This window comes from Methylocystis sp. B8, assembly GCF_005771425.1.
Lineage (GTDB): Bacteria > Pseudomonadota > Alphaproteobacteria > Rhizobiales > Beijerinckiaceae > Methylocystis.
Map to the genome: position 1 here is coordinate 71,559 of NZ_VBTZ01000003.1, position 24,326 is coordinate 95,884.

The following is a 24,326-nucleotide window of genomic DNA, read 5'->3' on the forward strand; positions in this document are numbered from 1 at the left end:
GTTGCTTCGTTGCCCTTGCGATCGGCCATCATGACGCCGCCGCTTTCAGTTGGTGCGGCAATGCCATTATACATGAAGCGACACTTAGATTAGGCTCCGGACTCATAACCAGTAGCTGACGGTTGCGGCAAGGCAGACTGCGGCGAGGAAGATGACCCGCTGGCGGTGCCTCCTGCGCGATTACGAAAAGCGTATCGACGTCTCAAAAGCCATGATCCACGTCGCAATGGGCGGCCTCATCTTGCGAAGGATCACTCATTGAGCAACATTCTCGAACGGACTCTAAGAGCCTGCCCGATTTCGCTTGCGACAATTTTGTAGCCATCTGGCGACAAATGAGGCCCCTTTATTGCGTAAGCTTGCAAACCAAGTGGAGCAAGCGGAGAGGTCATATCAAGAAATACGCCGCCATGATTTTCCGCGTGCTGCTTCAAAAGCTTAGCATAATTTTTTGAATAAGGGTCTGGACGCCAGAATTCGCTATTTGGTATATATACAAGCAACGGAACACAATGAGCTGTTTCGCAGAGATTTATCGCAGTCTCAATGGCAACCTTAGAGCCATAAGGGAGCTCTTCATGCGCAAATGCCTTAGTCGTGCGAGATAATAACTGAAACAGCGCTCCTCTAATGGTGCTGAGCTTGGCATGGTACGTTATACGATCAATGAGTTTTGCGACAGGTTCAGTTTTACCATTTTTATCTAGCTCAGCAACAATAAGTCTGTCCGATTCTTTATATATACTCTGCAGGTTGTCCGAAAGTTCGCACTGTCCAATGCCATTATCGCAGTCGTTTTTGAAATATTTAGCTTCATTCAAAATAAACAGCTTGTTATAGATGCTACTAAATTCGTCTTGTACGTTATCATTTGCGTAAAAAACAACGATAATATATGATGGTTTTATCTTTGCCGCAAAAATTTTTGTTATCGCAGCATAATGTATCGGCGAATTGCCGCCAGTTCCCAAGTTAAGCACTTTGAACCCAAGCGAAGTCAGCCGCCCGCCAATTGTCTTATCTTCGTCAACGCAGGCACCGTGCACGAATGAGTCGCCGACGAGTGCTATGTCTATATTCTTTGCATCCCAAAGGCTGTCATCGTTTCGAAATCCAAAGCGATCAGACTTGTATCTGACCTGACCATAGCCTTCGTTACAACCATACAACATGGTGATTGGTTGTGGGCCAAGTGGGGCAACGTGATAGCTTAATGCTAGCTCCTTCCATTTCCCTGAATCGTATAAGCTGGGGAATAAAAGACTTTTAAACCCGAGATTTCTCGCTTCGGTGATTAGTGTCTTATCTTCAGAATCTTGTCTTAGTTGCTCTATTTCGTGTGCTTGTATACCAAGATTTGACATCACGATAAACTCAAAAACATAATCAAACGCAACAAACGCAAAATACCAAATAATCATCACTATCGGAAAAGCGAAAAATACAACTGTTTTATTTTTCTGCTCCGACATTTCTGTCCGCCTATTCAATCTTGTTTGAGCCGTTCGCAATCAGCGTTCGTGAGGGATATAGGATCGGACCGTACGCTCTTAAGTCGAGTTCGAAAGCGCATTCGTAAATGAGAGCCAGTCTCTGGGCTCCAGACTTATAAGCAATAGCCGACGGTTGCGGCAAGGGAGACTGCGGCGAGGAAGTTGGCGGCGAGCCGGTCGCATCGCGTCGCGATCTTGCGAAAGTCCTTACTGGTATCCAAACATTCTCTCGATTGCGTTGCGATTGCTATAGAGAAACGGCGAGAAGCAATTTTTCCAACGCCTATTGGCCTTTGACGGAATGTTCGGCATCGCGCCTTTATCCTGGACTTGCCGGCGCAGGGCGTCGCTGTCGTAACCCTTGTCAGCGTCCAGGATCGAGGACGGCGGCATCTGCTCCAGCAAGAGCGCGCCAGCCGTGCAATCGGCGAGATGTCCGCCGGTCAGCAAGAACGCGATCGGACGACAATCGACATCGATCAGCGCGTGGATTTTCGTGGTTCGTCCGCCGCGCTAGCGACCGATCGCCTGAATGTGTTCCCCCCTTTAGCTCCGGATGCGCAGCGATGCGCCTTGACGGCCGAACTGTCGATGAGAACTTGTGCGGGCGGGCCGCCCGCCGATGCGAGCGCATGGAAAATGTCGACCCGCACGCCTTTCACCGACCGGCGGACGAAACGATTGTAGAGCGTCTTGCGCGGCCCATAGACGTCAGGCGCGTCGATCCAGCGTCTGCCGCACTTAAGCACGTGCACGATCCCACTGATGACCTTGCGGTCGTCGACGTGAGGCTTGCCCCGCCTATCGGTCGGCAGAAGTGGCGCGAGCCAAGCGAACTGGTCATCCGTGAGCCAGAAGAAATTGCGAATCATCAGCCGCCTCCTCTCGGAAGCCGTGAATCACAAATCCGAAACGATGGGAATCTTTATGGGTCCAGAGCCTAGAATTTTGCAGCTTCAAACAGTCCAAAAATCCGGAGGCAGGTCAACCTGTGATCCAGTCAAGATAATCCCGACGATAAAATTCATCCGTAACTTCCCAAGGCCTGCCGGTTGGCTTAGGTGGAGCCCCTTGATGGAAGTTCCGCTCACGAATGGTTAGAAAAAACTCGATCCATTCGCTAGGCGTATTGTTCCAATTCTCAATCCACGTCCATGGACGCGCTCCGACCCGTTCGGGCAAGGCCCCGATATTTGCGACAACAAGTGGAAGGTTGGCCGACATGCCTTCTGACAGTGTGTAAGAGAACGTCTCAGGGCACTGAGCTGGAAACCATATCAAGTGCGGATCAAATTCCTGCAAGAGCCGCGGGAGATCGCTGTTAATGTACGAACCACTGATCTTAACCGCAAGCTCTCGCAGTCGGTTAGCGTCCACCACATCTCCTATCACTTGGAATTCTAAAGGTAATCGCTCGCTCTTCGATATGTGCGCACAAGCTGCCAGAACTTGAGCCCCTTTATGCGGACCTATCGTTCCCATCAACGTGATCCGTAGCGGCAGACCGGCCGGCGCGGGCGCAATGCAGGTTGGCGTGCTCGATTGCCGGCGAACTTCCGGATGAGCCGCTATCACCCCGCACAACTCAGGGAAAAAACGCTCGAGTCTTCTGAAAGTATCGTAGCTTGGAACAATAACTCGGCTCGCCTGAGCGAGCAGCCAACGAGTCTTGCACTGCCACTCTGTAAGCGATGACGGCCGGTCGGGCGCAATCCCAAAAGTGACTAATTCACATCTAGCGAACATGCCGAGGTCATCGCCAATGAAGCGTCCCTCACGTCCAACAAGATGCGGCTGAGGTGAGAGCACATGATAGTCGTGCACAGTGAAATCGAACGGAAGGTGCAGCTCATTTGAAAGTGATTGAAGATAATGTTCATTGCCAAAAAAATGATGAATATGTAATCGACGAACATTGCAGTTTCGCAAAAACTCTAATAACTCAGCGCGTTGCGTGTTCGGCTCAAATTGCAAGCTTGCTTTGTGCATTGACTGGGCAAGCGAGAGGTTAATAAGGCCATCTCTGCTGGGGAATGCTAACAAGTAATTGACACGGTCAGCAAAAATATCAGCCAGTAGCTCGATATGCTTTTCGACTCCGCCTCCCCAGCCATGGTGAATGGCCAGGATTGTCGGGAGACCATTCGTGCATTTCTGCATAACAATACTGTAATCGGACACCTATAAGCCTCCTGGGTCTGCGCGGCTGACGTTTTGCTTGGTGAACGTCTTAGAATTGGACAGGTGGTCGGCCCCCATGGGATTGGCCTGACCGATATTCCGGTCCAAGGAATATTAGGGTTTAGTGCATTGCCTCGGTATGATCGAGAGGAGGCGACAAGGCCGCGATCGCCAGCGGCGTCAAATCGGTGACCGCCTGCGAAACCGGACGTACTCCGCCTCAAGGTCCTTCAGACGCTTGACCTGGTCGCTCTTCAGCCCGCCGTATTCCTGGCGCCATCGATAGTATGTAACCTCCGCCATGCCGATCGATCGAATGGCTTCCGCCACCGGTTGACCCTGTGTCGTCAGCGCCTCGACCTGACGGAGCTTCGCGACAGTGACCTCGGGTTTATGCTGTTTCCTGCCCATCACAAATCCTCCTCGAAGCTCAAAAAGCCAAACCTCATAGAGGATCACTTTTCAGGGGGCAGACCGGGCCCGCATTCGCCGGATAACCAACCGTTCTTATGAATAGGACGATTCAAGCTTAATACTGTTCATAGCGTGAACGCCGACCTTGACGTTCACATGGTGAACGCGCTAAGACGCCTCAATCCTTGATGAGGCATTTCATGGGTCGGCTATTGGACGCAAAGCACGAGAATGAGCGCATCGTTCTAGGCCTTCTGAATACGTTGGCGAGCGCCGACGTTCGCTCGCAGCGCTATATCGCTGCCGAATTGGGCATCGCACTCGGCCTGGTCAACGCCTATCTCAAGCGCTGTATCAGGAAGGGTCTCGTCAAGGTCCACGGCGTACCGGCGCGTCGCTATGCCTATTACCTGACGCCGCAGGGCTTAGCCGAGAAATCCCGCCTAACAGTGCAGTACCTGTCCAATTCGTTCTCCTTCTTCCGGCTCGCCAAGCGTGATTGCGCGCGGGCGTTCGAGGCCGCCAACGCCCTCGGCTTCTCCCGTCTGGTGCTCGCCGGGCAGTCCGACCTGGCGGAGATTGCGATCTTGTGCGCAGTGGAAGCCGGGGTCACGATTGTGGCCGTAGTCGACACATGCAGCGCGGAGACGAAATTTTTGGGTGTCGACAGGGCCGGATCTTTCGCCGACGTCCAGGCCGGCTTCGATGCAGTGCTCATCACTGACGTGACGCGCGCCGCGCAGTCGTTCGAGGCCGCCGTCGCAGCCTGCGGGGCCGAGCGCGTGCTCGCGCCGGCCCTACTAGGACTGGGTCACCTCACCCAAAGGGAAGGTGCGGCATGAACAATGTCGATGGCACGCGCTGGTACGTGGTGCAGACCCAGGTGAATGGCGAGGCTAGGGCGGCGCAGAACTTGCTTCGCCAGGGCTACCAGGTCTATGTGCCGCGATATCTCAAGCGGCGGCGCCATGCCCGCAAGGTCGACTTCATCGCGAAGCCGCTGTTTCCACGTTATATATTTGTCGCCATCGACGTTACGGCCCATCGCTGGCGCTCCATTCAGTCCACTTTCGGCGTGTCGCGGCTCGTCACCAATGGCGACGACCCGGCGATGGTGCCCGATGGCGTGATCAGCACGATCCAGGCGCGTGAGGACGAGAAGGGATTCATCCGGCTCGACAGCCGCCCGGCTTTCGCGCCCGGCGACAAGGTCCGCGTCCTGGCGGGCGCCTTCATGGACAGTGCCGGCCTGTTCAACGGCATCGCCGACAATGATCGTGTCTCGATTCTGCTGGACATGCTGGGTCGAAAGGTCCGCGTGTTGCTGAACGCAGAGCTGGTTGCCGCCGCGTAAACGGCTTCAATCGCACACCGGCTGCAGGTGGTGTGCTCCGCTTCGGCTCCACCTCGGGAGCAATCCGCGTGACGCAGGAGTCACCCGGAGTGCGGTAGCGTGGAAAGACCTAACTCAGGTTTCTCCGTTTGTAGGGCGTCGCGCGTGCAGGATCGCGGCTTTAGGTTGAAGGATGGATTTTCGAGTCTTCATACAGGCACGGATGAGTTCGGTGCGGTTCCCCGGCAAGATGCTGGCGCCGTTCCGCGGACGCCCGCTGATCGCCCAGGTCCTCGACCGGTTCAGCGATTCCGATCTGCAGCCGCGTCTGGTCGTTCTAACGAGCGTCGATTCGACCGACGATCCATTGGCGGATTTCGTTATAAACCGCTGCAGCGTGCCGGTCTTCCGGGGCGATCTTGACAACGTCGTCTTGCGTTTCCAGTCGGCGCTCGTTGCATACCCCTGCGCGTGGTTCGTGCGCATCTCCGGCGACAGTCCGCTGCTGGACGCCTCTCTGGTGCAGGCGATGATCGGCCTCTGCGATGATCGCGTCGACGTCGTCTCCAATATCGTGCGGCGCACCTTTCCGCCAGGCCAGAGCGTCGAATGTATCTGTAGCGACGTCTTCCGCTCCCTTGATTCCGGCTCTATGACCCACGACCAGCGCGAGCATGTGACGAAAATCTTCTATGAGCAGGCACAGCCGTGGCGAGTCCGTAGCGTTGTCTGCCAGGACCCCCGCTGGGCGGCTGTGCGCATGGTGGTCGATCAGATCGAGGATCTGCGCGCGTTGCAAGAGGGCGTGGAGCTGCCGCCGTCGTTCGCCGCGCTGGCCCGCCTCGAAGCCATGCCGGGCGCCGCATGACGCAGCCGCTCGGAATCGCCGTGATCGGGCTCGGCATCGGCGAGCAGCATGCCCGCATGTATGCGACCTTGCCATCCTGCCGTGTGCAGGTACTTGCGGATCTGGACAGGGCGCGCGCGGAAAGCCTCGCCAACGCCTTTCCTGGCAGCGATGTCGAAACCAGTCTCGATCAGGTTCTCGCCCGCCAAGATGTCGACGTCGTCTCAATCGCGTCGTTCGACGACGCGCATTTCGACCAGGTCATGCGCGCACTGGCAGCCGGTAAACACGTCTTCGTGGAAAAGCCGCTGTGCCGGACGGCCGCAGAGCTGGCGCAGATCCGGGCCGCGCTGGATGCCAATGCGTCGCTGCATCTTGCAAGTAATCTTGTGCTGCGTGGCGCTGATCTCTATCGCTGGCTTCGCGCCGAGATCGCCTCGGGCGCCTTCGGCGAGATCTATGCGTTCGATGGCGACTATCTTTACGGCCGTCTGCACAAGATCACCGAAGGCTGGCGCGGCGAGACCGAAAACTATTCCGTCATGCTGGGCGGCGGCATTCACATGATCGATCTCATGCTATGGCTCACCGGCGAGCGGCCGGTCTCCGTCCAGGCCGTTGGCAACCGCATCTGCACCCGGGGCACCAATTTCCACTATGACGACTTCATAGCCGCCACGCTGACATTCGCCTCCGGCATGGTCGGTCGCATCACCGCGAATTTCGGCTGCGTCCACCGGCACCAGCATGTCGTGCGCATCTTCGGCACGCGCAAGACGTTCATTCTCGATGACGCCGGGCCGCGCCTGATGACCACGCGCGATCCGGTTATCCCTGGCCTCCAGGTCGCTCCGGCCGAGCCGATCAATCTCGCAAGCAAGCCCGCTCATAAGGGCGCGCTGATCCCGGCCTTCATCGAGGGCGTCATGCTCAAGCAGGTGCCCCAGACGCCCGATCTCGACGTAATCGCCGTCGCCGTAGCTTGCAGCGAGGCGGCCGCATATTCCTCGTCCGTCAAAATCAGGTACCAATGACTCAGCCTCGCAAGATTTCGTTCGGCAAGCCCTGGATCACCAAGGCCGAGTGCAGCGCCGTGCTCGGCGTGCTCGCCGGCGACGTCCTCACTCACGGTCCACAGGCTCACGCCTTCGAGAAAGAGTTCGCCGAGGCGATCGGCGGCGGTCACGCGCTCACGCTCTGCAACGGCACCGCAGCGCTGCATCTCGCCTATTGGCAGCTCGGGATCGGAGCCGGCGACGAAGTCATCGTGCCGGCCCAGAGCCACGTTGCCACCGTGCATGCGGTCGAAGTCGTCGGCGCGCGCCCGGTCTTCGTCGATTGCGACCGCGCTACCGGCAACATAACGCCCGAGGTGATCGCGGCAGCCGTGACACCGAGGACCCGTGCGATCGGGCTGGTCCACTTCGTCGGCATTCCTTGCGATATGCCCGCCATCATGCAGATCGCGACGAAACATGGCCTGAAGGTGGTCGAGGACTGCGCGCTGGCGCTGGGGACAAGGTGGGACGGCATCCATGCCGGGCTGTTCGGCGATGCGGGAACATTCTCGTTCTACCCCGTCAAACACATCACCACCGGCGACGGCGGCATGCTGGTGACGCGCCATGTCGATCTGGCGCAGAAGATTTCCAGGGCGAGGGCCTTCGGTGTCGATCGCACCTTCGCGGAGCGGGCGGTCCCCGGCGTCTATGATGTGCTGTCGCTCGGCATCAATTATCGTCTCAGCGACATAAATGCGTCGATCGGGCGCCAACAGCTCAAACGTCTTAGCGCCATCCTGGAGCGACGCGCCCGGAACTTTGCAGCACTGAAGAATGGGCTGGTCGATCTCGAGCATGTCACGGTCCTCGATATCACCGCCGCCAACCAGACCAACAGCCACTACTGCCTGATCGCCATACTTGATGGGCCATTAGCAGGTCAGCGCACGGAAATCATTCGGCGCCTCAATGCGGCCGGCGTCGGAACCAGCGTCTACTACCCGCATCCGATACCGCGGCTTCGCTACTACCGCGACAAATATGGCGAGAACCTGTCGCGTTTTCCGAATGCGACGCGCATCAGCGACCAGTCGATCGCTCTCCCGGTTGGGCCGCATCTTGAGATCGACGACATGGCCTATATCGCCCATGAGCTGACAACGATCGCGAGGGATTTGACGTGTTCCAAGATAAGCTGAAAGGCCGGACCATTGCGCTGATCGGCGGCGCAGGTTTCATTGGCCACAATCTAGCGCTGGCGCTGAAGCAGTACGGCGCTGAACCACACGTTATCGACGGGCTGCAGGTCAACAATCTAGGCGCATTTACAAATTCTGGGAACGATCCCAACAAGACTCTCTACGTCAATTTCATTTTCGAGCGCATGAAATTGCTGCGCGAGGCCGGCATTCCGCTGCACGTGTTGGATGCGCGCGACTACCATGCGCTGTCGCGATGCCTCTCCGAAATCAAGGCCGACTGCTACGTCCAACTCGCGGCGATCGCCCACGCCAATCGCTCGAACAAAGATCCGTACAGCACGTTCGACCACTCATTCCGGACTTTGGAGAATGCGCTCGACACCGCGCGCGACCAGGACGTCCATTTCATCTATTTTTCGTCGTCGATGGTGTACGGCAATTTCGATGGCGAGGCGGCCGTCGAGGAACGCCATTGTGAACCGATGGGCATTTATGGCGCGTTGAAATACGGCGGCGAGAAGCTGGTGATCGCGCACAACCAGGTGTTCAAGACTCCTTACACTATCGTCCGTCCGTCGGCGCTTTATGGCGAGCGCTGCGTGAGCCGGCGCGTCGGGCAGGCGTTCATCGAGAACGCTTTGCGGGGTATGCGTCTCACCGTAAACGGCGACGGCAACGATGCGCTCGATTTCACCTATATCGACGATCTGGTTCAGGGCGTGCTGCGTACGATTGCGCTTCCGGAGGCGAGGAACCAGACGTTCAACTTGACGTATGGCAGCGCCCGGATGCTTAACCAGATGATCGAGCTGATGAAACAGGCGTTTCCCAATATCGAAGTGGTGCACAATCCGCGGGACGGTCTGATGCCGGATCGAGGAACGCTGTCGGTCGACAAGGCAAAACGTCTGATCGGCTACGAGCCGCAGTATCCACTGGAGAAAGGCTTTCCGCGCTACATCGCGTGGTACAAGCAGATGGCGGCCGAACATCCGGACCATTTCGGCTGAGCTTTCGCCTTGCGCGTTGAAAAGGACAATTGGCTATCTGATGCCCTGGGCGTCTCGAGCTGGAAAGCACTCGGCATGACGACAGCCGTGTCGCCCGCTGAAATTCAAGCGGGTTTGTTCGATCGCGCCGGACAGGGCGCCGCCTTTTTCTCTACAAGAATTCCGACTCGGGACGTGGTTGTTGTGACGAATGCTACGCGGGCCGGCTTCTCCGTGGTCGATGTCAATGTGACGTTCGATTGGGAGAATCGCGCGACCTGTGCCTCTGGGATTGATAAGAACCGCAACAGCATTGTGAAAATTGAAATAGCCAACGCAGGCGACGCGGCGGCGATTGAGGCGATCGCCAGTCATTGCTTCACATTCTCAAGGTTCCACCTTGACCCCGCCATCGGTCTGGATCGGGCAAATGAGGTCAAGCGTCAGTGGGCGCGCAATGCGTGCCGGGGACGCGCCAGCGTCGTTTACGTCGTACGACAGCAAAACGCCGTCACCGGTTTTTTGGCCGTGCTCGAAAACAAGTCTAGCAGAGGAACGGACGCGATCATTGATCTGGTCGGGGTCGACGCTGCCCATCAGGGCCGGGGTGCCGGCCAGGCGCTCGGCAGAATGTTCGTTGATCAGTGGCGCGACCGAGCAGTCCGGCTTCGCGTCGGCACGCAGATTTCCAACATTCCGGCGATGCGGCTTTATGAAGCGATCGGCTTCCGAGTGGCCGAAACGTCATACGTCCTGCATGCCCATGTCAAAAATGGAGCGATTGCGGCATGAAGATCGGTTCCTTCGACCTTGCCGAACGGCCGTTCTTGATTGCCGAGATCGGAAACAATCACGAAGGCAATCCTGAGCTTGCCCTGAAGTTGGTCGACGCGGCGGTCGACGCGGGCGCGGATGCCGTCAAGGTGCAATTGATCAACCCCTTAAGGCTCGTCAACAGGTCGGAACAGCAGCGCATCGCGCAATTGTCTCGGTTCAGGCTGGAGCGCGAAGTGTTTCTGGAAATGGCGCGGCGGGTGCGGGGGCGCGGTGGGCTGTTCATGGCGTCCGCCTTCGATTGCGACACGCTTCAGGAGTGGGTCGGCGATCTCGACGCCATCAAGATTGCGTCTGGTGACCTCGACTTCGATCCGATGCTGAAGTTGGCGGCAAATAGCGGCAAGCCTGTGGTGCTGTCGACGGGGATGTCGACACTACCTGAAATTGAGCGCGCAATCGGCGTGTTTTCCACGGCATTACCTGCGGGCGTTGCCGCGGAAGACTGCCTCGCGGTGCTGCATTGCGTGAGCCTCTATCCGACGCCGCTTACGCAAGCAAACCTGTCCGGCATTTCGGAATTGCGAGCCCGATTGGGCGTGACGATTGGTTATTCCGACCACACGCTCGGCGTGACCGCCGCAACAATTGCGCTCGGGCTCGGCGCCCGTGTAATCGAAAAGCATTTCACCCTGGACAAGGCTTATTCCGAGTTCCGCGATCATGCCTTGTCGGCGGAACCAGAAGAGTTTTCGGTACTTGCTCAGACGGTCCGTTGCTATTCGGATATTCTGGGGCGCGGCTTCACCGGCGGCGAACTGGCCGACGCTGCGACGCGTGCGGTCGCACGGCGCAGTATCGTGGCCGTTCGCGACATCCCCATGGGAGCCACGATCACCGCGGTCGACCTCGACTATGTTCGCCCAGCGATTGGCTTTCCGCCATCGGCTGCAGAACATGTGATCGGCCGGCAAGCGCGCAAGCGGCTTGCGATTCATGAAGTGATCCGCGAGGAGGACCTCGCGTGACGCTGTTGTCTCGGTTCGGTGGGCTGACGTAACATCATGTGTGGAATCGCTGGATATCAGGGACGGACGCCGCTGGCGCCGGAGCGCATCGACGCCTGCTTTGCGTTGATGAACCGGCGGGGGCCGGACCATCGCGAGGCCCGGCAGTGGCAGGCGGCATCCGGAACGCACGCCGTCTTGCTGCATAGCCGGCTCTCGATCATCGATCTCGATCCACGTGCGAACCAGCCCATGGGCTTCGAAGGATCGTGGATCTCGCTGAACGGCGAAATCTACAATTTTGTGGAGCTCCGCACGGACCTCGAGGCTGCCGGGGTGGAGTTGAAGACCAGCTCCGACACCGAGGTGCTGCTGGCGTCGATCAGCCGCTTCGGCTGGGACGTGCTCGACAGATGCGAGGGGATGTGGGCGTTCGCGCTGTATGATGAGGCGAGCGGCCGGCTGACCTTGTCGCGCGATAGGTTCGGTGAAAAGCCCCTTTACTATTTCGCGACCGGAGACGGCATCTACTTCGCCTCCGAAATCAAGTTCATCGCAGCACTTCTCGGCGAGAGGCTCGCGGTTAATCACGATCATCTGTGGCGCTATCTGATCAATGGGTACAAGGCGCTTTACAAGAACAGCGCGCATGCGTTTTTTCACGGCATCTGCGAGGTGGCGGCGGGCGCAAATCTTGTCTGCGAGCGTGGCGACATCGTCTCGCAACAGCGCTATTGGTCGCCGGCGACGGCGATTGATGACGGGATGACGTTCGCTGATGCGGTGGCCGGCGCGAAAGAGCGCCTGATCCGTTCGGTCGAGCTGCGGCTGCGAGCTGACGTGCCGCTGGCCTTCTGCATGAGCGGCGGCGTCGATTCCAACGCGCTCATCAGCATCGCCAAACGGGTATTCGGATACGACGTGCACGGATTCACGATCGTCAACACCGATGCGCGTTACGAAGAGGGCGACATGGTCGATCTCGCGGTGCGCGAACTCGGGGTGCGTCACACCGCTATTCCCATGGAAACCGATGGCTTTCTGCAGGGTCTGCGCGCGCTGGTGCGCCAGCACGATGCGCCTGTCTACACCATCACTTACTACGCGCAGTGGATGCTGCAGAAGGCGATCGCCGATGCCGGCTACCGCATCTCGATCAGCGGAACGGCCGCCGACGAATTGTTCAGCGGTTACTACGATCATCACCTTGCCTACCTGCAGGAGGTGAAGGGCGACAAGGCGCATCACGCCTCGTCGCTTGCTTTGTGGCAGACCCACGTCAGGCCGCTGGTGCGCAATCCGCATCTTGGCAACCCGGACCTGTTCGTCGACGATCCTGGGTTTCGCGATCATATCTATCTCGATGCCGAGGAATTCAGCCGTTTCCTGACTGACCCGTGGAGCGAACCGTTCGGCGAGACGCGTTACAGTGACCGACTGTTGCGCAATCGAATGCTGAACGAGCTGTTTCACGAGAGCGTGCCCGTGATTCTGCACGAGGATGACTTGAACGCGATGTATTTTTCGGTGGAGAACCGCTCACCGTTCCTCGACCGCAACCTGTTTGAGTTCTGCAACAGCATTCCGACCCGTCACCTAATCGACGAGGGAAAAGCCAAAGCGATCTTACGTGAATCCGTACGAGGGATTGCGCCCGACGGCATCATCGACAATCCCCGCAAGGTCGGATTCAACGCTCCGATCCTGGATTATCTCGACGTCAAGGATCCGGATGTGTGCGGCTATCTGCTGGATGACAGCCAGATCTACGAATACGTGCGCAAGGACCGAATCGAGCAATTGATCGGCCAGCCTGATCTGCCGAACAGCCAGAGCAAGTTCCTGTTCTACTTCCTGAACTGCAAAATGTTTCTCGAAGAGTTCGCTGCCTGATGCGCTATTGTAGCAACTGCATTTTGCCGGATACGCGACCCAATCTGGTGATCGGGCCCGACGGCGTTTGCAACGCCTGCAAATCGCATGGCACGAAACGCGAGATCGATTGGCAGGCGCGCAAGCAGGCGTTCGACGGCGTCGTCGAACGGGCCAAGTCTCGCAGTACTGGCTACGACTGTCTCATCCCAGTGAGCGGCGGCAAGGACAGCACGTGGCAGGTCGTGAAGTGCCTCGAAGCCGGCCTCAATCCGCTCGCAGTCACATGGAAGACTCCTGGTCGCACGGATATCGGACAGCGTAACCTAGACAATCTCGTTGCGCTTGGGGTCGATCACATCGACTACCAGGTCAATCCGAAGGTCGAGCGAAAGTTCATGCTGGAAGCGCTGGTGCGCTTCGGTTCGACGGCAGTTCCGATGCACATGGCCATCTTTGCCATACCCGCGAAGATTGCGGTCAAATTCGGAATTCCCTTGGTCGTCTGGGGGGAGAATTCAGCGTTTGAATATGGCGGGCAGGACGAGGAGAGAACCGGGTTTAGGCTTGATCGCGCGTGGTTGCAGCGTCATGGCGTGACCCACGGCACAACGGCGAAAGACTGGATTTCGAACCGGCTGACCGAGCGGGAATTAACCCCGTATTTCGGTCCGAGCGAAACCGAGCTCGACATGGCCGGCGTTCTGGCCGTCTTCCTTGGATACTATCTGGAGTGGGATCCGGAGACCACGCGGCGGACAGCCGTCGAACATGGCTTTGTCGCCGACGGGAAAGGTCCCCGGACCGGCCTCTACGACTACGCCGACATCGATGACGACTTCATCTCCATTCACCACTGGCTGAAGTGGTACAAGTTCGGATTCACTCGACTTTTCGATAACCTCTCGGTGGAGATCCGCAACGGACGGATGACGCGCGAGGAGGCCATTGCAATCGTCCGCGCACGGGGGGATGAAACACCGCATGGGGACATCGAAAAGCTCTGTGGCTTTCTCGACATCACGACCGAAGGGTTCTTCGAGATCGCAGAGACGTTTCGTAACCGCGGGCTTTGGGTGCGCGACGGCGCGACATGGAAGATACCGGGCTTTATCGTTCCGGAGTGGAACTGGGCCGATAGCGGGCAGATGCAAAGCGCATGAAGTTCGAACCGAAGATTCCGCCTCGGGAATTTGAAGTCGGTTATGACGTCAAAGGCATCATCCGCGACTGTGGGTCGATGAGGCTAACGGCGGACGAGCAGGTCACGTTTTTGACCGAGGACGGCGGCGAATATGATCTTACGCGCAAGGAGTGGGGTTTTTATGCGACGCCCTCGCTGAACGGACGGCTGGCCAGCTTTGATCTGCGCGCAGTGCTGGTGAAGAATCGAGTGGACCGATTTTTCGTCTTGCTCGTCGAGCGCGGCAAGGAAGAAGCGTTCGATCGCTATGTTCGCCAGGAACCACTGAAGATTGTCACGTGGCTCGACTCGCTTGAAGCCCTGCAAACTTTGGAAGCCGCGCTGGAACGCCAGCCATGAGCGACCTTCGTCCAGCGGTCTGCCCAATTTCCGGCGAAACGCAAGCGCGCCTGGTCTTTTCCTATGATGCGCCGCCCGCGGGCGAGATCGGTTTCCGCCGCTCCGCCAGCGAGCCCTATCGCCGGGAAGTCTGGCAATTCGCGCGGTCGAACCATTACGTCTCGCGCCACGCAATGACCGTGGCGACCGACTATAGCGGCGATTACGCCAACGCGACCTACGGCAACGATGCCGGCCTGCGGGTCGCCTTCGAACGCGTGATCGCGCTTCCGCCGGAGCGTTCCGACAATGCCGGCAGGATTGCCCGCGTGCGGTCGTTCGCCGTTGCATATTTCGGTGCCGGACGAAATATCCGGCTGCTGGATGTCGGCGCGGGCTTGGGAGTTTTTCCGTATGCCGTAAAGCAGGCAGGCTGGCACTGCACGGCAATCGATCCCGACGAGCGGGCGGTGGCGCATATGCGCGACCACGTTGGTGTCGAGGCGATCCTCGGCGATTTCACGAGCGTAGAGGGGCTGGGGCAGTTCGATATTGTGACCTTCAACAAGGTGCTCGAACACGTCGAAGATCCCGTTGCCATGCTGCGACGGACGCAGCAATTCGTCGCCCCGGGCGGCTTTGTCTATCTCGAACTGCCAGACGGAGAGATGGCGGCGCAGGCTGGCGCGGGACGGGAGGAGTTTTTTGTCGAACACCTTCACGTTTTCAGTTTTGTGTCGATCGCGATGCTTGCGGATCAGGCCGGTTTCCGGCCGATCGAGGTCGAGCGGCTGCAGGAGCCCAGCACGAAGTTCACGTTGCGGGCGTTTCTTTCGAAAATGGCATGAGACAGGGTAATTCCATGAGTGCCGCCGACAGAGATTCAGTCGAACGCAGTATCAAGCACTGCTATTCGACCTGGGGAACCTCGTACTACGCGGACTACTATGGTGCTGATGCGCCGTATCCTCCCGTTCATCTCGACCTCGTCAGTCGACTTGTCGCCGAACGCGACGTCAAGCGCCTTCTGGATGCCGGATGCGGTCCTGCTTCGATGCTTCGGCACCTAGTCGCGCCAGGCCGGGATATTTATGGTTTCGATCTCACGCCGGAAATGGTCGTGGAAGCGCGCCGCGTTCTTGCTGAACAGGGCGTGCCGGCGGACCATGTCTGGGAAGGCAGTGTAGCGGTTCGTGCCGACTTCGTCGCCCCGACCGGCAATGCAGACTACGACTGCGTTCTTTGCAGTGGCGTGATGCCGCATATCGCTGAAACGACCGAGACGGATATCATCGCAAATATCCGTGATGCCCTGCAACCCGGCGGCCATGCTATCGTTGAGGCGCGCAACGAGCTGTTTTCGATGTTTACGCTCAACCGCTATTCGCATGAGTTTTTTCTCAAACAGCTTCTCCCGGTCGACGAACTTCGTAGGCAGGCTGGCGACGAGGGGGATGGCATGAACGCTGCGCTGGCGCAGGTGGAACGCATGTTCCGGACGGACGTTCCACCGATCAGGCAGGGGAAGGACGACGAGCCCGGCTACGACGAGGTTCTGTCGCGGACCCACAACCCGCTTCTGCTGCAACAGAAGTTTCTGGCCACCGGCTTTACGAACGTGCAGCTCTATTATTACCATTTCCACTGTCTTCCACCGGTGGTGAGCGGACATGCGCCGCGGCTTTTCCGGGAAATCAGCCTGCAGATGGAAGCCAATCCGAAGGACTGGCGGGGCCTGTTCATGGCCTCGGCGTTCTTCGTCGTCGCGCAGCGAGCCTGATCCGGTGACTTCGGTCACGACTGTTTCGCAGGACGGATGGGACCGTTTCTCGATTTGGGGGCACAGCGCAATTGTGCGTGAGCTCTACACGCGCAGATGCCGACGCGAAGTCGAGGAGATGACGGCGCATGCCCAGGCGGCCGAGATGCTTTCGCGTCGGATCGGTGCTGGCGACAGCGTTCTCGATGTCGGTTGTGGCAGCGGCTATTTCTATCATTCGCTCGCCGCACGGAACTTGCCCGCCGAATATTGGGGGATTGATGTCTGTGGTGCGCTGATCGATATCGGCCGCGATATCCTGCCGGGCTTCGGCTTGCCGGCGGACCGGCTAATCGAAGCGCGGATCGAAGATCTGAGCGGCGAGGTCGACCACGTGGTCTGCCTTAACGTTCTCACCAATCTCGATAACTATCATCGGCCGCTCGAGCGCTTCCTCAAGATTGCGCGAAAGAGTGTCATCCTGCGCGAATCACTCAAGCAGGGTGCGGAATATCACTATGTGCGGGATGATTTTCTGGATCCCGGGATCGATCTCAAGGTTCACGTCAACCACTATGACATCAGCGACGTCACGCAGTTCGTCGCGTCATATGGTTTCAAGCCCGAGATCGTCGTGGATCGACGAAGCGGCGGCCAGCCGGAACTTGTGATCGGCTATCCGCACTATTGGACATTTTTGGTGGCGGATCGCGTGGCGGCCGACCGGATGACGAACTGACATGTCAAGAATTGCTGGGTTTCTCTGTGGACACTCGAACCCCCAGTCTGAGTTGTTCGCCGCTGGAATGGCGCGGCTGATGGCGACCGGCAATGCCAATTCGTGCAGCTTCTCGCAGGGGTCCTTTGCGGTTGCCGGCGCCGGGGTGCCCGCGATAGCGCAGGACAGCGGGTGTGTCGCGGTCGTCGATGGCGTCTTTTACAACGCCTCCGAACTCGCGGCCGGTGCCGGATACGGTCCGGCCCACCAGCTAATTGCAACGTATCAACAGGTCGGATTCGCTGATGCCTTGAGGGGCATCAATGGCGATTTCGCAGTGGCCTTGTTCGACGAGCAGACCGACACGCTCTGGCTGGGCCGTGACCGGATTGGCGTGAGGCCGCTCTATTACCATGCGCAGGCCGACGCATTCGCGTTTGCATCCCAGCCTCAGGCGCTTCGCTCGCTTCCGGGTGTATCGCGGCATGTCAATCGACGCTATGTCGCCGTGTTCGCCGGGAGTCACTATCGATATATCGACAACGCTCCGGATGAAACGCCTTTTGCGGATATCAGGCAGCTGCCGGCCGCCTCCTACCTGCAGCTGAAGGGACAGATGCTTCTGGTCCGCAGCTACTGGTCTCTTGGGGAACAGCCGGAGTGGACCGAGAACGAAGCCGTGTTGGCGGAACGGTGTCGTGAACTTCTGTTCGATGCAGTCGCAAGCCGACTGAAAGCTGCACGCAAACCTGTCTTTACGCTCTCAGGGGGCATGGACAGCTCGTCGGTGCTGGCATGTGCCGTTCAACTGACGGGGGAACGTCAGGAAGCCGTTTCATCGGTTTACGCGGACAAGACATATGACGAGAGCGACGACATCCGTGGTTTCGTGGCCGAGAAGGTTCGGCGATGGCAACCGATACCGATCGATGGGTTCGATCTGTTCGACGTCGTGCGCCAAATGGTGCGCGCCCATGACGAACCGGTCGCTACGGCAACCTGGCTGTCGCATTTTCTGTTGACGAAATCAATCGCGGAGCAGGGCTACGATGTTGTCTTCGGCGGCCTCGGTGGCGACGAGCTGAATGCCGGCGAGTACGAATACTTCGTCTTCAATTTTGCAGATCTGAGACACCGCGGGCTTCACGCTGATTTCGAGCATGAAATCGCAACCTGGGCGAAGCACCATGATCATCCGATCTATCGGAAGCATCGCGATGCGGCGATGGCGCATTTGGGACGGCTCGCCGGGGATGCGGCGGGGGAGGTTCTGGTCGATCGCGAGCGTCTGAGCCGTTACTATCCGGCCGTAAAAACGGCCTATCACGATTTGCGGAACTTCCAACCCATTCTTGATCATCCGTTTTCGAGCTGGCTGAAGAACCGGACCTATCAGGATATCTTTCGCGAAACGGCGCCATGCTGCCTCCGTGCCGAGGACCGTAACTGCGAAGCCGCCGGGCTCGGTCATGCCGATCCGTTCTTCGACTACAGGCTGGTGGAGTTCATGTTCCGCGTACCGGGAGCGATGAAAATTCGCGACGGCGTGACCAAGCGGCTGTTGCGTGAGGCAATGAAGGGGATTTTGCCCGAGGAGACGCGGACCCGTATCAAGAAGACCGGCTGGAATGCGCCTGCGCACATTTGGTTCAATGGACCGGCGGTGGAACAGCTTCTCGACCTGGTACACTCTCGGGTCTTTCGGGAGCGGGGGATCTATGATGCGGCGGAGGTCATTCGTCTGATTGAGGAGCATCGGTCGATCGTCAGCGACAGTGTAGCTCAGGATAATCACATGATGTTCCTGTGGCAGCTCCTTAATGTCGAGCTGTGGTTCCAGGAAGTGGTGGACCGCGTACCGGAGTTGGTTGCCGCATGAATGCCGGCGTGAACGCTCCGCTCAAATCGGGACCCACGGGTGGTAACCTGACTTTCCCGAAGCTGGGTTTGCCGGAACTCGATGCCGCCACGCACGAGGAGATGTATCAATGGGCTTCCGATCTCTTTCCGGTCTGCCGCAGCCTTACTGGTGATGGCGTAAGAAGCACCCTCAAGTATCTGCAGGGTATCGTTCCCGGAATTGTCTCGCACGAGGTGCCGACCGGCACGCGCTGTTTCGACTGGGAAATTCCCCAGGAATGGAACATCCGGGACGCCTATATTATCGGTCCCGACGGTGACAAGATCGTCGATTTCAAGAACAGCAATCTCCATGTGGTAGGCTATTCGCTTCCGACCGATCAAGTGCTGACCCTGGATGAATTGCAGCAACACCTTTATTCGTCCGAAGATCAACCTGACGCCATTCCCTATGTCACGTCCTACTACACACCCAGATGGGGTTTCTGTCTTCCTCACCATATCCGGCAAGGCCTGAGGCCCGGTTCATACCGCGCTGTGATTGATTCATCTCTGAAAGAGGGGGCGCTGACCTATGGTGACTTTGTCCTGAAGGGACAGAGTCCCGACGAGATTCTTTTGTCGACATATGTTTGCCATCCATCGATGGCGAACAATGAGGTGTCAGGACCAGTCGTATTGGCGGCGCTTGCGCGCTGGCTGTCGTCGCTGCCGGAACGGCGGTACACATATCGCTTCGTGTGGGTGCCCGAGACGCTAGGAGCGATCGCTTATCTGTCCAGAAACATCGACGTGATGAAGGAGAATACCCGCGCCGGCTACGTGGTAACGTGCGTCGGCGACGATAGGGTCTATTCTTTCCTGCCATCGCGCTTTGGGAACACATTGGCTGATCGCGCGGCCCGCCACGTGATGGGCGGATCGCAACCAGGATACCTGGAATATAGTTTTTTGGATCGGGGTAGCGACGAACGGCAATATTGCGCGCCCGGCGTCGATTTGCCCATCGCCTCGATAATGCGTTCAAAGTACGGGACCTATCCGGAATATCACACGTCGCTCGATGATTTATCGCTGATCTCGGCGAAGGGGCTCGGCGGTGCGTACGAGATCTATCGTCAGGCCTTGACGCTTCTCGAGCATAACTTTCGCTACCGCAACACAATCCTGTGTGAGCCGCGACTCGGAATTCGAAATTTGTATCCTGACCTGCAACGCAAAGAGATTTCCGATGACGTCGTGCCGATCTTGAATCTGCTGGCATACGCTGACGGTGATCGAGACTTGATCGGCCTTTGCGATATCGCCCGGGTCTCGTTTCGACGAGCGATCCCGCTCCTACAAGCGCTAAATCGAGAAAGCCTCGTCGAATGCGTGAAGGAATGAAAGAGCGTCTTCGTCTTCTCGACACGACACTCCGCGACGGGAGTTACGTGATAAACTTCCAGTTTACCGCACGCGATACGGCCGTCATCGCCGCACAACTCGAAGCGGCGGGCTTCGAGCTGATCGAAATTGGGCATGGCGTTGGCCTTGGGGCGTCCGAACGCAATTACGGACGGGCCGCGGAGACGGATGAGTCGTATATGGCCGCAGCTGCAGAGGCCGTGAAGCGCGCCATGTGGGGAATGTTCAGTATCCCTGGGATCTCGACGCTCGAAGACATAGATATGGCCGCCGACTATGGAATGAAGTTTCTGCGTGTCGGCACTAACGTTGCGGACGTTCCCGACTCCCAGCCTTTTATTGAGCGTGCGAAGAAGCACGGCATGTTCGTCTGCGCCAACTACATGAAATCGTACGTGGCAGCGCCGAAGGAGTTTGCGCGTAACGCGCAGCTTTCCCAACAATACGGTGCCGATGCGGTCTATATCGTCGATTCCGCTGGCGGAATGCTGACTCGAGATATGGAATCATATTTTCACGCGGTTCAGGATGTTTGTGATGTCTCGATCGGGTTCCATGGGCATGATAACTTAGGACTGGGGGTCGCCAACGCTGTGCGCGCAGCGGAACTTGGGGCAGCGATCGTCGATACGTCCCTTCAAGGAATGGGTCGCAGTGCAGGCAATACGCCCACCGAACAGTTTATTGCCGTAATGGAGCGATCCGGCGTTCCGATGGGCTTCGATCCGCTCCGGGTAATGGATATTGGCGAAAAATACATCAAGCCTTTGATCCGATATGATGGACTGAATTCGCTCGATATCGTGTCGGGCTACGCACAATTTCATTCCAGCTATATGGGTGTCATCAGGGAGTACTCCAGCAAGTTCGGCGTCGATCCTCGCAAGCTGATCATCGCATTGTGTGAGCGCGACCGGGTGAATGCGCCTCGCGCGCTGGTCGAGGAGTTGGCCCGAACCTTGAGTGCCGAGCCGGACGATACGTTCTCGGCTCGCTTTCACCTTGATCGGTATTACGGTGCCGAACAGAACCCTGATCCGCCAAGATCAGCCTCATGACGAACTGGTCCAAGCGGTTCACGCGTATCTTTGGCGAAAACGCCGAGCGTACGTTTTTTATCGACGCGATCGATGGGGGGCAGACGTCGTACGGGGAACTCGCCCGCAACGCCGCTGCGCTCGCGCAGCAGCTCGAGAGCCGGCGGTTGCGTGCCGGGGACCGAATTGGAATCCATCTTCCGAATGGTTCTTTGTTCGCCACCTTCTACTTTGCGTGTCTCCTGGGCGGCTTTACCGCTGTTCCCGTCAACAACGCCTTGTCTTTGAAGGATCGCGCGTTTGTACTGGGTCGGTCGCGCTTGTCCGCGATTGTCACCGGCTTCGGCATGAAGGATGTCGGGGATCTCCTGCCGTCTCGTGAACAGGAAGGATCCGACGGGCCGCCTGTGCTGACGATTTCGAAAGGTGACCCTCGCGCCGATCTGGTGTTGAGCGCGGCCGCCGACACCGACGTCGATGGAAGACTGGCGGAGATCGACAACGACAGGCTGCTTTCGATCCACTTTACATCGGGCACCACGAGCCTACCCAAGGGCGTGGCGCACCGGGCCGGAGGACTTCTGGACAATGCTTCCTCGTTCAATCGGGCGTTCGGCCTCGGCCGAGACAACAGATTCGTGCACGTCATGCCGATGCCCTATATGGCCGGTTTTCTGAATACGCTGCTTGGTGCGTTCACGGCGGAAGCGTCGATCATCCTTGCCCCGCAGTTTGGGCCCCAAAGCGCGCTTCGATTCTGGGATCCGGTTGCGGCGCATGGCGGAGACACCATTTGGATGTCGCCGACAATGCTTGCGACGTTGACGCGGGTTGATCGTGGGCGTGTCGGAGTCGACATCTGTCAAACCCGGCGTATGCGAATCTTCAGTGCGACAGCTCCGCTCGCTCGCAAAATCCAGCAGGAATTCGAGGAAAAGTACGGGGTAAATGTTGTAGAAAGCTACGGCCTGTCCGAGCTCCTCTTGATCACAGCCAATGACGGACCGGCCGGATCGAAAATGTTTTCCGTTGGAACGAAGTTGCCCGAAGTCCGGATCGAGATTCGTGGCGATGAGGGACAGCTGCTGGCCGCCGGAACGGATGGGGCGATCTTCGTCAATACGCCCTACGCCACGGTCGGCTATATCGATTTTGAGACGGGCTTCCCAATCTCGCCCTCAGACCAATGGTTCGACACTGGCGATGTCGGCCATGTCGATACCGATGGCTATCTGTTCGTGACGGGGCGGGTGAAGGATTTGATTATACGTGGTGGCTTCAATATCAGCCCGAGGCAGATCGAGGAGGTGCTTCTGCAACATCCGGCGATTGATGATGTCGCGGTTGTCGGTGTTCCCCACGAATTCTACGGCGAACAGATCGTCGCGGTGGTCATTCCGGCAGCTGGAAGCCACATTGAGGATATCCAGGCGGGTCTGCGCGAGCATTGTCTGTTGGCGTTGGGAAAATCTGCGCTGCCCGACCTATTCATCGCGCTCGATGCCTTCCCGGTCACGAATCTTGGAAAAATCCAGAAAAATAGAGTTCGGGAAATGATTGTTGAAAGGATGCCTGCGTGACGTCGGAAGCGGGAAAATCTCTGCCCAATCGCGCCATTGGCCTCCGGGTGCGCAATTGCGAAAGCTGCCACGGTAACGACCTGGAACAACTCTGGCGTCAGTCCTTCACGGCGCGAACGCGATTGGGTCAATACAGATTCGACGTCAATAACGTGATCTGCAGGAATTGCGGTTTTGTATTCGTGTCTCCAGTGTTCGATGAAGCGGACCTCGCCGATTATTATGCAGGGTCGTTCAGCGCATTCGCCGGCGCCGCGCCCGACTATGACGTCGCAAAGCGGTTGGCGTTTCTCGACAACGTGGTTCCCAGGGGCGATTTATTTATCGAAGTGGGCGCAAACCGGCCGACAGAGTTTCACCGGCGCTTGAAGGAGATCTACGGCAAGGTGACGACCGTTGAGATCAACGACAGCGTGAGTTCCGATCATCGGTCGTTGGCGACGATACCAGATGCAGGCGCCGATGTCGTGGCTCACTACTTTGTTCTGGAGCACATCCCTCAGGTCATGAAGTTCCTGAAGGAATGCGCAAGGATGCTGCGGGATGGAGGCATGATGATATGCGAGGTCCCGGATATTTTGATGTATCCGCAGGATCCTTCGGCCCTTCAGCTCTATGAGCATACGAATCATTTTTCCCGGGAAGCTTTGCGTGAACTTGCTGAACAGGTGGGCTTCGTGGAGATTTCGGTCAGCGCAGAATACTGCAGCCGTTCCTTCGGATTTGCCGCGGCCTTCAGAAAATCGGTCCCTCATGATGCGCGTGTGTCACAAGCTACGGGTCAATATCGAAGGAATCGCGAATTGTTTCTGGGCGGTGTCAGAAATCTCGAGCGGTCCGAGGCGGAAATGGACCACTCATACAAGACATTCCAAACGTACCAGGATCGGGGATCAAGCGTCGTCCTTTGGGCCGCGAACGATTTGATGGCTAGGTTTCTGGGCAGATGTTCCTGCCTCGATAACGCGACCATTGTCGATTCCAATCCGGAGAAGGCGAGCGTGTTCAGCCCGCTGATGGTGTTCACGCCGGACGCGGCTGCCGACCAAATCAGATGCGCGAAGGCTATCTTCATTTTTACCAACTTCCACGCAGCTGATATTCTGCGGCAAATCGAAGGCTCGCTGGGGAAGACGTTTGATAAAGGGGCGGTGCATGTCGTTGATCCCTCAAGCGACGGATCGAGGGGCTTTGTTGATCGTCCGAGCTTGCGAGACGGGCTTGGTGAGACCCGCGCATGATCTTGGGGGCAAGTCACATCACGCTTGGCTGTGACAATTTGGATGCTGCGGCTACGAGCCTGGAGGACTATGGCTATCGTCCCGAGTTC

General features: G+C 57.8%; 21 protein-coding genes and 3 pseudogenes. 20 read left to right on the forward strand and 4 right to left on the reverse strand.

Annotation, left to right across the window (positions count from 1 at the left end):
• Positions 1 to 151: 151 nt before the first annotated feature.
• Positions 152 to 262 (forward strand): annotated as a pseudogene (locus FEV16_RS07065) (IS5/IS1182 family transposase); the annotation flags it as partial.
• Here FEV16_RS07065 and FEV16_RS07070 read toward each other — a convergent pair.
• The 4 genes and pseudogenes from FEV16_RS07070 to FEV16_RS07085 all read right to left on the reverse strand — a co-directional run.
• A complete protein-coding gene (locus tag FEV16_RS07070; RefSeq protein WP_138166934.1) occupies positions 252 to 1,472 on the reverse strand; it encodes an SGNH/GDSL hydrolase family protein in 1,221 nt (406 codons plus the stop codon). The pseudogene FEV16_RS07065 and the gene FEV16_RS07070 sit on opposite strands and share 11 nt — an antisense overlap.
• Before the next feature lie 134 nt (positions 1,473 to 1,606).
• Positions 1,607 to 2,365, reverse strand: a pseudogene (locus FEV16_RS07075) (IS5 family transposase).
• Positions 2,366 to 2,477: 112 nt separating this feature from the next.
• A complete protein-coding gene (locus FEV16_RS07080; RefSeq protein ID WP_138166935.1) occupies positions 2,478 to 3,674 on the reverse strand; it encodes a glycosyltransferase in 1,197 nt (398 codons plus the stop codon).
• 195 nt (positions 3,675 to 3,869) lie between these two features.
• Positions 3,870 to 4,085, reverse strand: a pseudogene (locus tag FEV16_RS07085) (transposase); the annotation flags it as partial.
• A 203-nt stretch (positions 4,086 to 4,288) separates the two neighbouring features.
• Between FEV16_RS07085 and FEV16_RS07090 the strand changes: the two are divergent.
• The 19 genes from FEV16_RS07090 (at position 4,289) to FEV16_RS07180 (ending at position 24,237) form a co-directional block, all read left to right on the forward strand.
• Positions 4,289 to 4,930: a winged helix-turn-helix transcriptional regulator gene (locus tag FEV16_RS07090; RefSeq protein ID WP_138166936.1), complete on the forward strand. Its 642-nt coding sequence runs from the start codon at positions 4,289 to 4,291 to the stop codon at positions 4,928 to 4,930.
• Positions 4,927 to 5,442 (forward strand): transcriptional activator RfaH, encoded by a 516-nt coding sequence (locus FEV16_RS07095; protein WP_138166937.1) that lies wholly within the window; start codon positions 4,927 to 4,929, stop codon positions 5,440 to 5,442. Before FEV16_RS07090 ends, FEV16_RS07095 begins: the two co-directional genes overlap by 4 nt.
• 172 nt (positions 5,443 to 5,614) lie before the next feature.
• Entirely contained in the window at positions 5,615 to 6,289 is a 675-nt protein-coding gene (locus tag FEV16_RS07100) for an NTP transferase domain-containing protein (RefSeq protein WP_138166938.1), read from the forward strand.
• Positions 6,286 to 7,302, forward strand: coding sequence for a Gfo/Idh/MocA family oxidoreductase (locus FEV16_RS07105; protein WP_138166939.1), 1,017 nt, complete (start codon positions 6,286 to 6,288; stop codon positions 7,300 to 7,302). The genes FEV16_RS07100 and FEV16_RS07105 overlap by 4 nt, the downstream gene beginning before the upstream one ends.
• Positions 7,299 to 8,468, forward strand: coding sequence for a DegT/DnrJ/EryC1/StrS family aminotransferase (locus tag FEV16_RS07110; RefSeq protein ID WP_138166940.1), 1,170 nt, complete (start codon positions 7,299 to 7,301; stop codon positions 8,466 to 8,468). The genes FEV16_RS07105 and FEV16_RS07110 overlap by 4 nt, the downstream gene beginning before the upstream one ends.
• Positions 8,450 to 9,481 (forward strand): NAD(P)-dependent oxidoreductase, encoded by a 1,032-nt coding sequence (locus FEV16_RS07115; RefSeq protein WP_138166941.1) that lies wholly within the window; start codon positions 8,450 to 8,452, stop codon positions 9,479 to 9,481. Before FEV16_RS07110 ends, FEV16_RS07115 begins: the two co-directional genes overlap by 19 nt.
• Before the next feature lie 9 nt (positions 9,482 to 9,490).
• The gene (locus FEV16_RS07120) at positions 9,491 to 10,252 is read left to right on the forward strand and encodes a GNAT family N-acetyltransferase (RefSeq protein WP_138166942.1); all 762 of its coding nucleotides are present in this window, start codon (positions 9,491 to 9,493) and stop codon (positions 10,250 to 10,252) included.
• The gene (locus FEV16_RS07125; RefSeq protein WP_138166943.1) at positions 10,249 to 11,262 is read left to right on the forward strand and encodes an N-acetylneuraminate synthase family protein; all 1,014 of its coding nucleotides are present in this window, start codon (positions 10,249 to 10,251) and stop codon (positions 11,260 to 11,262) included. The genes FEV16_RS07120 and FEV16_RS07125 overlap by 4 nt, the downstream gene beginning before the upstream one ends.
• A gap of 36 nt (positions 11,263 to 11,298) precedes the next feature.
• Entirely contained in the window at positions 11,299 to 13,134 is a 1,836-nt protein-coding gene (gene asnB / locus FEV16_RS07130) for an asparagine synthase (glutamine-hydrolyzing) (protein WP_138166944.1), read from the forward strand.
• Positions 13,134 to 14,276, forward strand: coding sequence for an N-acetyl sugar amidotransferase (locus FEV16_RS07135; RefSeq protein WP_138166945.1), 1,143 nt, complete (start codon positions 13,134 to 13,136; stop codon positions 14,274 to 14,276). The genes asnB and FEV16_RS07135 overlap by 1 nt, the downstream gene beginning before the upstream one ends.
• Entirely contained in the window at positions 14,273 to 14,656 is a 384-nt protein-coding gene (locus FEV16_RS07140; protein WP_138166946.1) for a hypothetical protein, read from the forward strand. Before FEV16_RS07135 ends, FEV16_RS07140 begins: the two co-directional genes overlap by 4 nt.
• Positions 14,653 to 15,483: a class I SAM-dependent methyltransferase gene (locus FEV16_RS07145; RefSeq protein WP_138166947.1), complete on the forward strand. Its 831-nt coding sequence runs from the start codon at positions 14,653 to 14,655 to the stop codon at positions 15,481 to 15,483. Before FEV16_RS07140 ends, FEV16_RS07145 begins: the two co-directional genes overlap by 4 nt.
• Positions 15,484 to 15,497: 14 nt before the next feature.
• Entirely contained in the window at positions 15,498 to 16,415 is a 918-nt protein-coding gene (locus tag FEV16_RS07150; RefSeq protein WP_171015155.1) for a class I SAM-dependent methyltransferase, read from the forward strand.
• A gap of 4 nt (positions 16,416 to 16,419) precedes the next feature.
• Positions 16,420 to 17,133: a class I SAM-dependent methyltransferase gene (locus FEV16_RS07155; protein ID WP_246657213.1), complete on the forward strand. Its 714-nt coding sequence runs from the start codon at positions 16,420 to 16,422 to the stop codon at positions 17,131 to 17,133.
• A 79-nt stretch (positions 17,134 to 17,212) separates the two neighbouring features.
• On the forward strand, positions 17,213 to 18,991 hold the full coding sequence (locus FEV16_RS07160; protein WP_246657214.1) for an asparagine synthase-related protein: 1,779 nt from the start codon (positions 17,213 to 17,215) through the stop codon (positions 18,989 to 18,991).
• Positions 18,988 to 20,358, forward strand: coding sequence for a DUF4910 domain-containing protein (locus FEV16_RS07165; protein WP_210234866.1), 1,371 nt, complete (start codon positions 18,988 to 18,990; stop codon positions 20,356 to 20,358). The genes FEV16_RS07160 and FEV16_RS07165 overlap by 4 nt, the downstream gene beginning before the upstream one ends.
• Complete coding sequence (dmpG, locus tag FEV16_RS07170; protein WP_138166950.1) at positions 20,355 to 21,437, forward strand: 4-hydroxy-2-oxovalerate aldolase; 1,083 nt, start codon at positions 20,355 to 20,357, stop codon at positions 21,435 to 21,437. Before FEV16_RS07165 ends, dmpG begins: the two co-directional genes overlap by 4 nt.
• Positions 21,434 to 22,996 (forward strand): class I adenylate-forming enzyme family protein, encoded by a 1,563-nt coding sequence (locus tag FEV16_RS07175; RefSeq protein ID WP_138166951.1) that lies wholly within the window; start codon positions 21,434 to 21,436, stop codon positions 22,994 to 22,996. The genes dmpG and FEV16_RS07175 overlap by 4 nt, the downstream gene beginning before the upstream one ends.
• Entirely contained in the window at positions 22,993 to 24,237 is a 1,245-nt protein-coding gene (locus FEV16_RS07180; protein WP_138166952.1) for a methyltransferase domain-containing protein, read from the forward strand. Before FEV16_RS07175 ends, FEV16_RS07180 begins: the two co-directional genes overlap by 4 nt.
• The last annotated feature ends 89 nt before the right edge of the window (positions 24,238 to 24,326 follow it).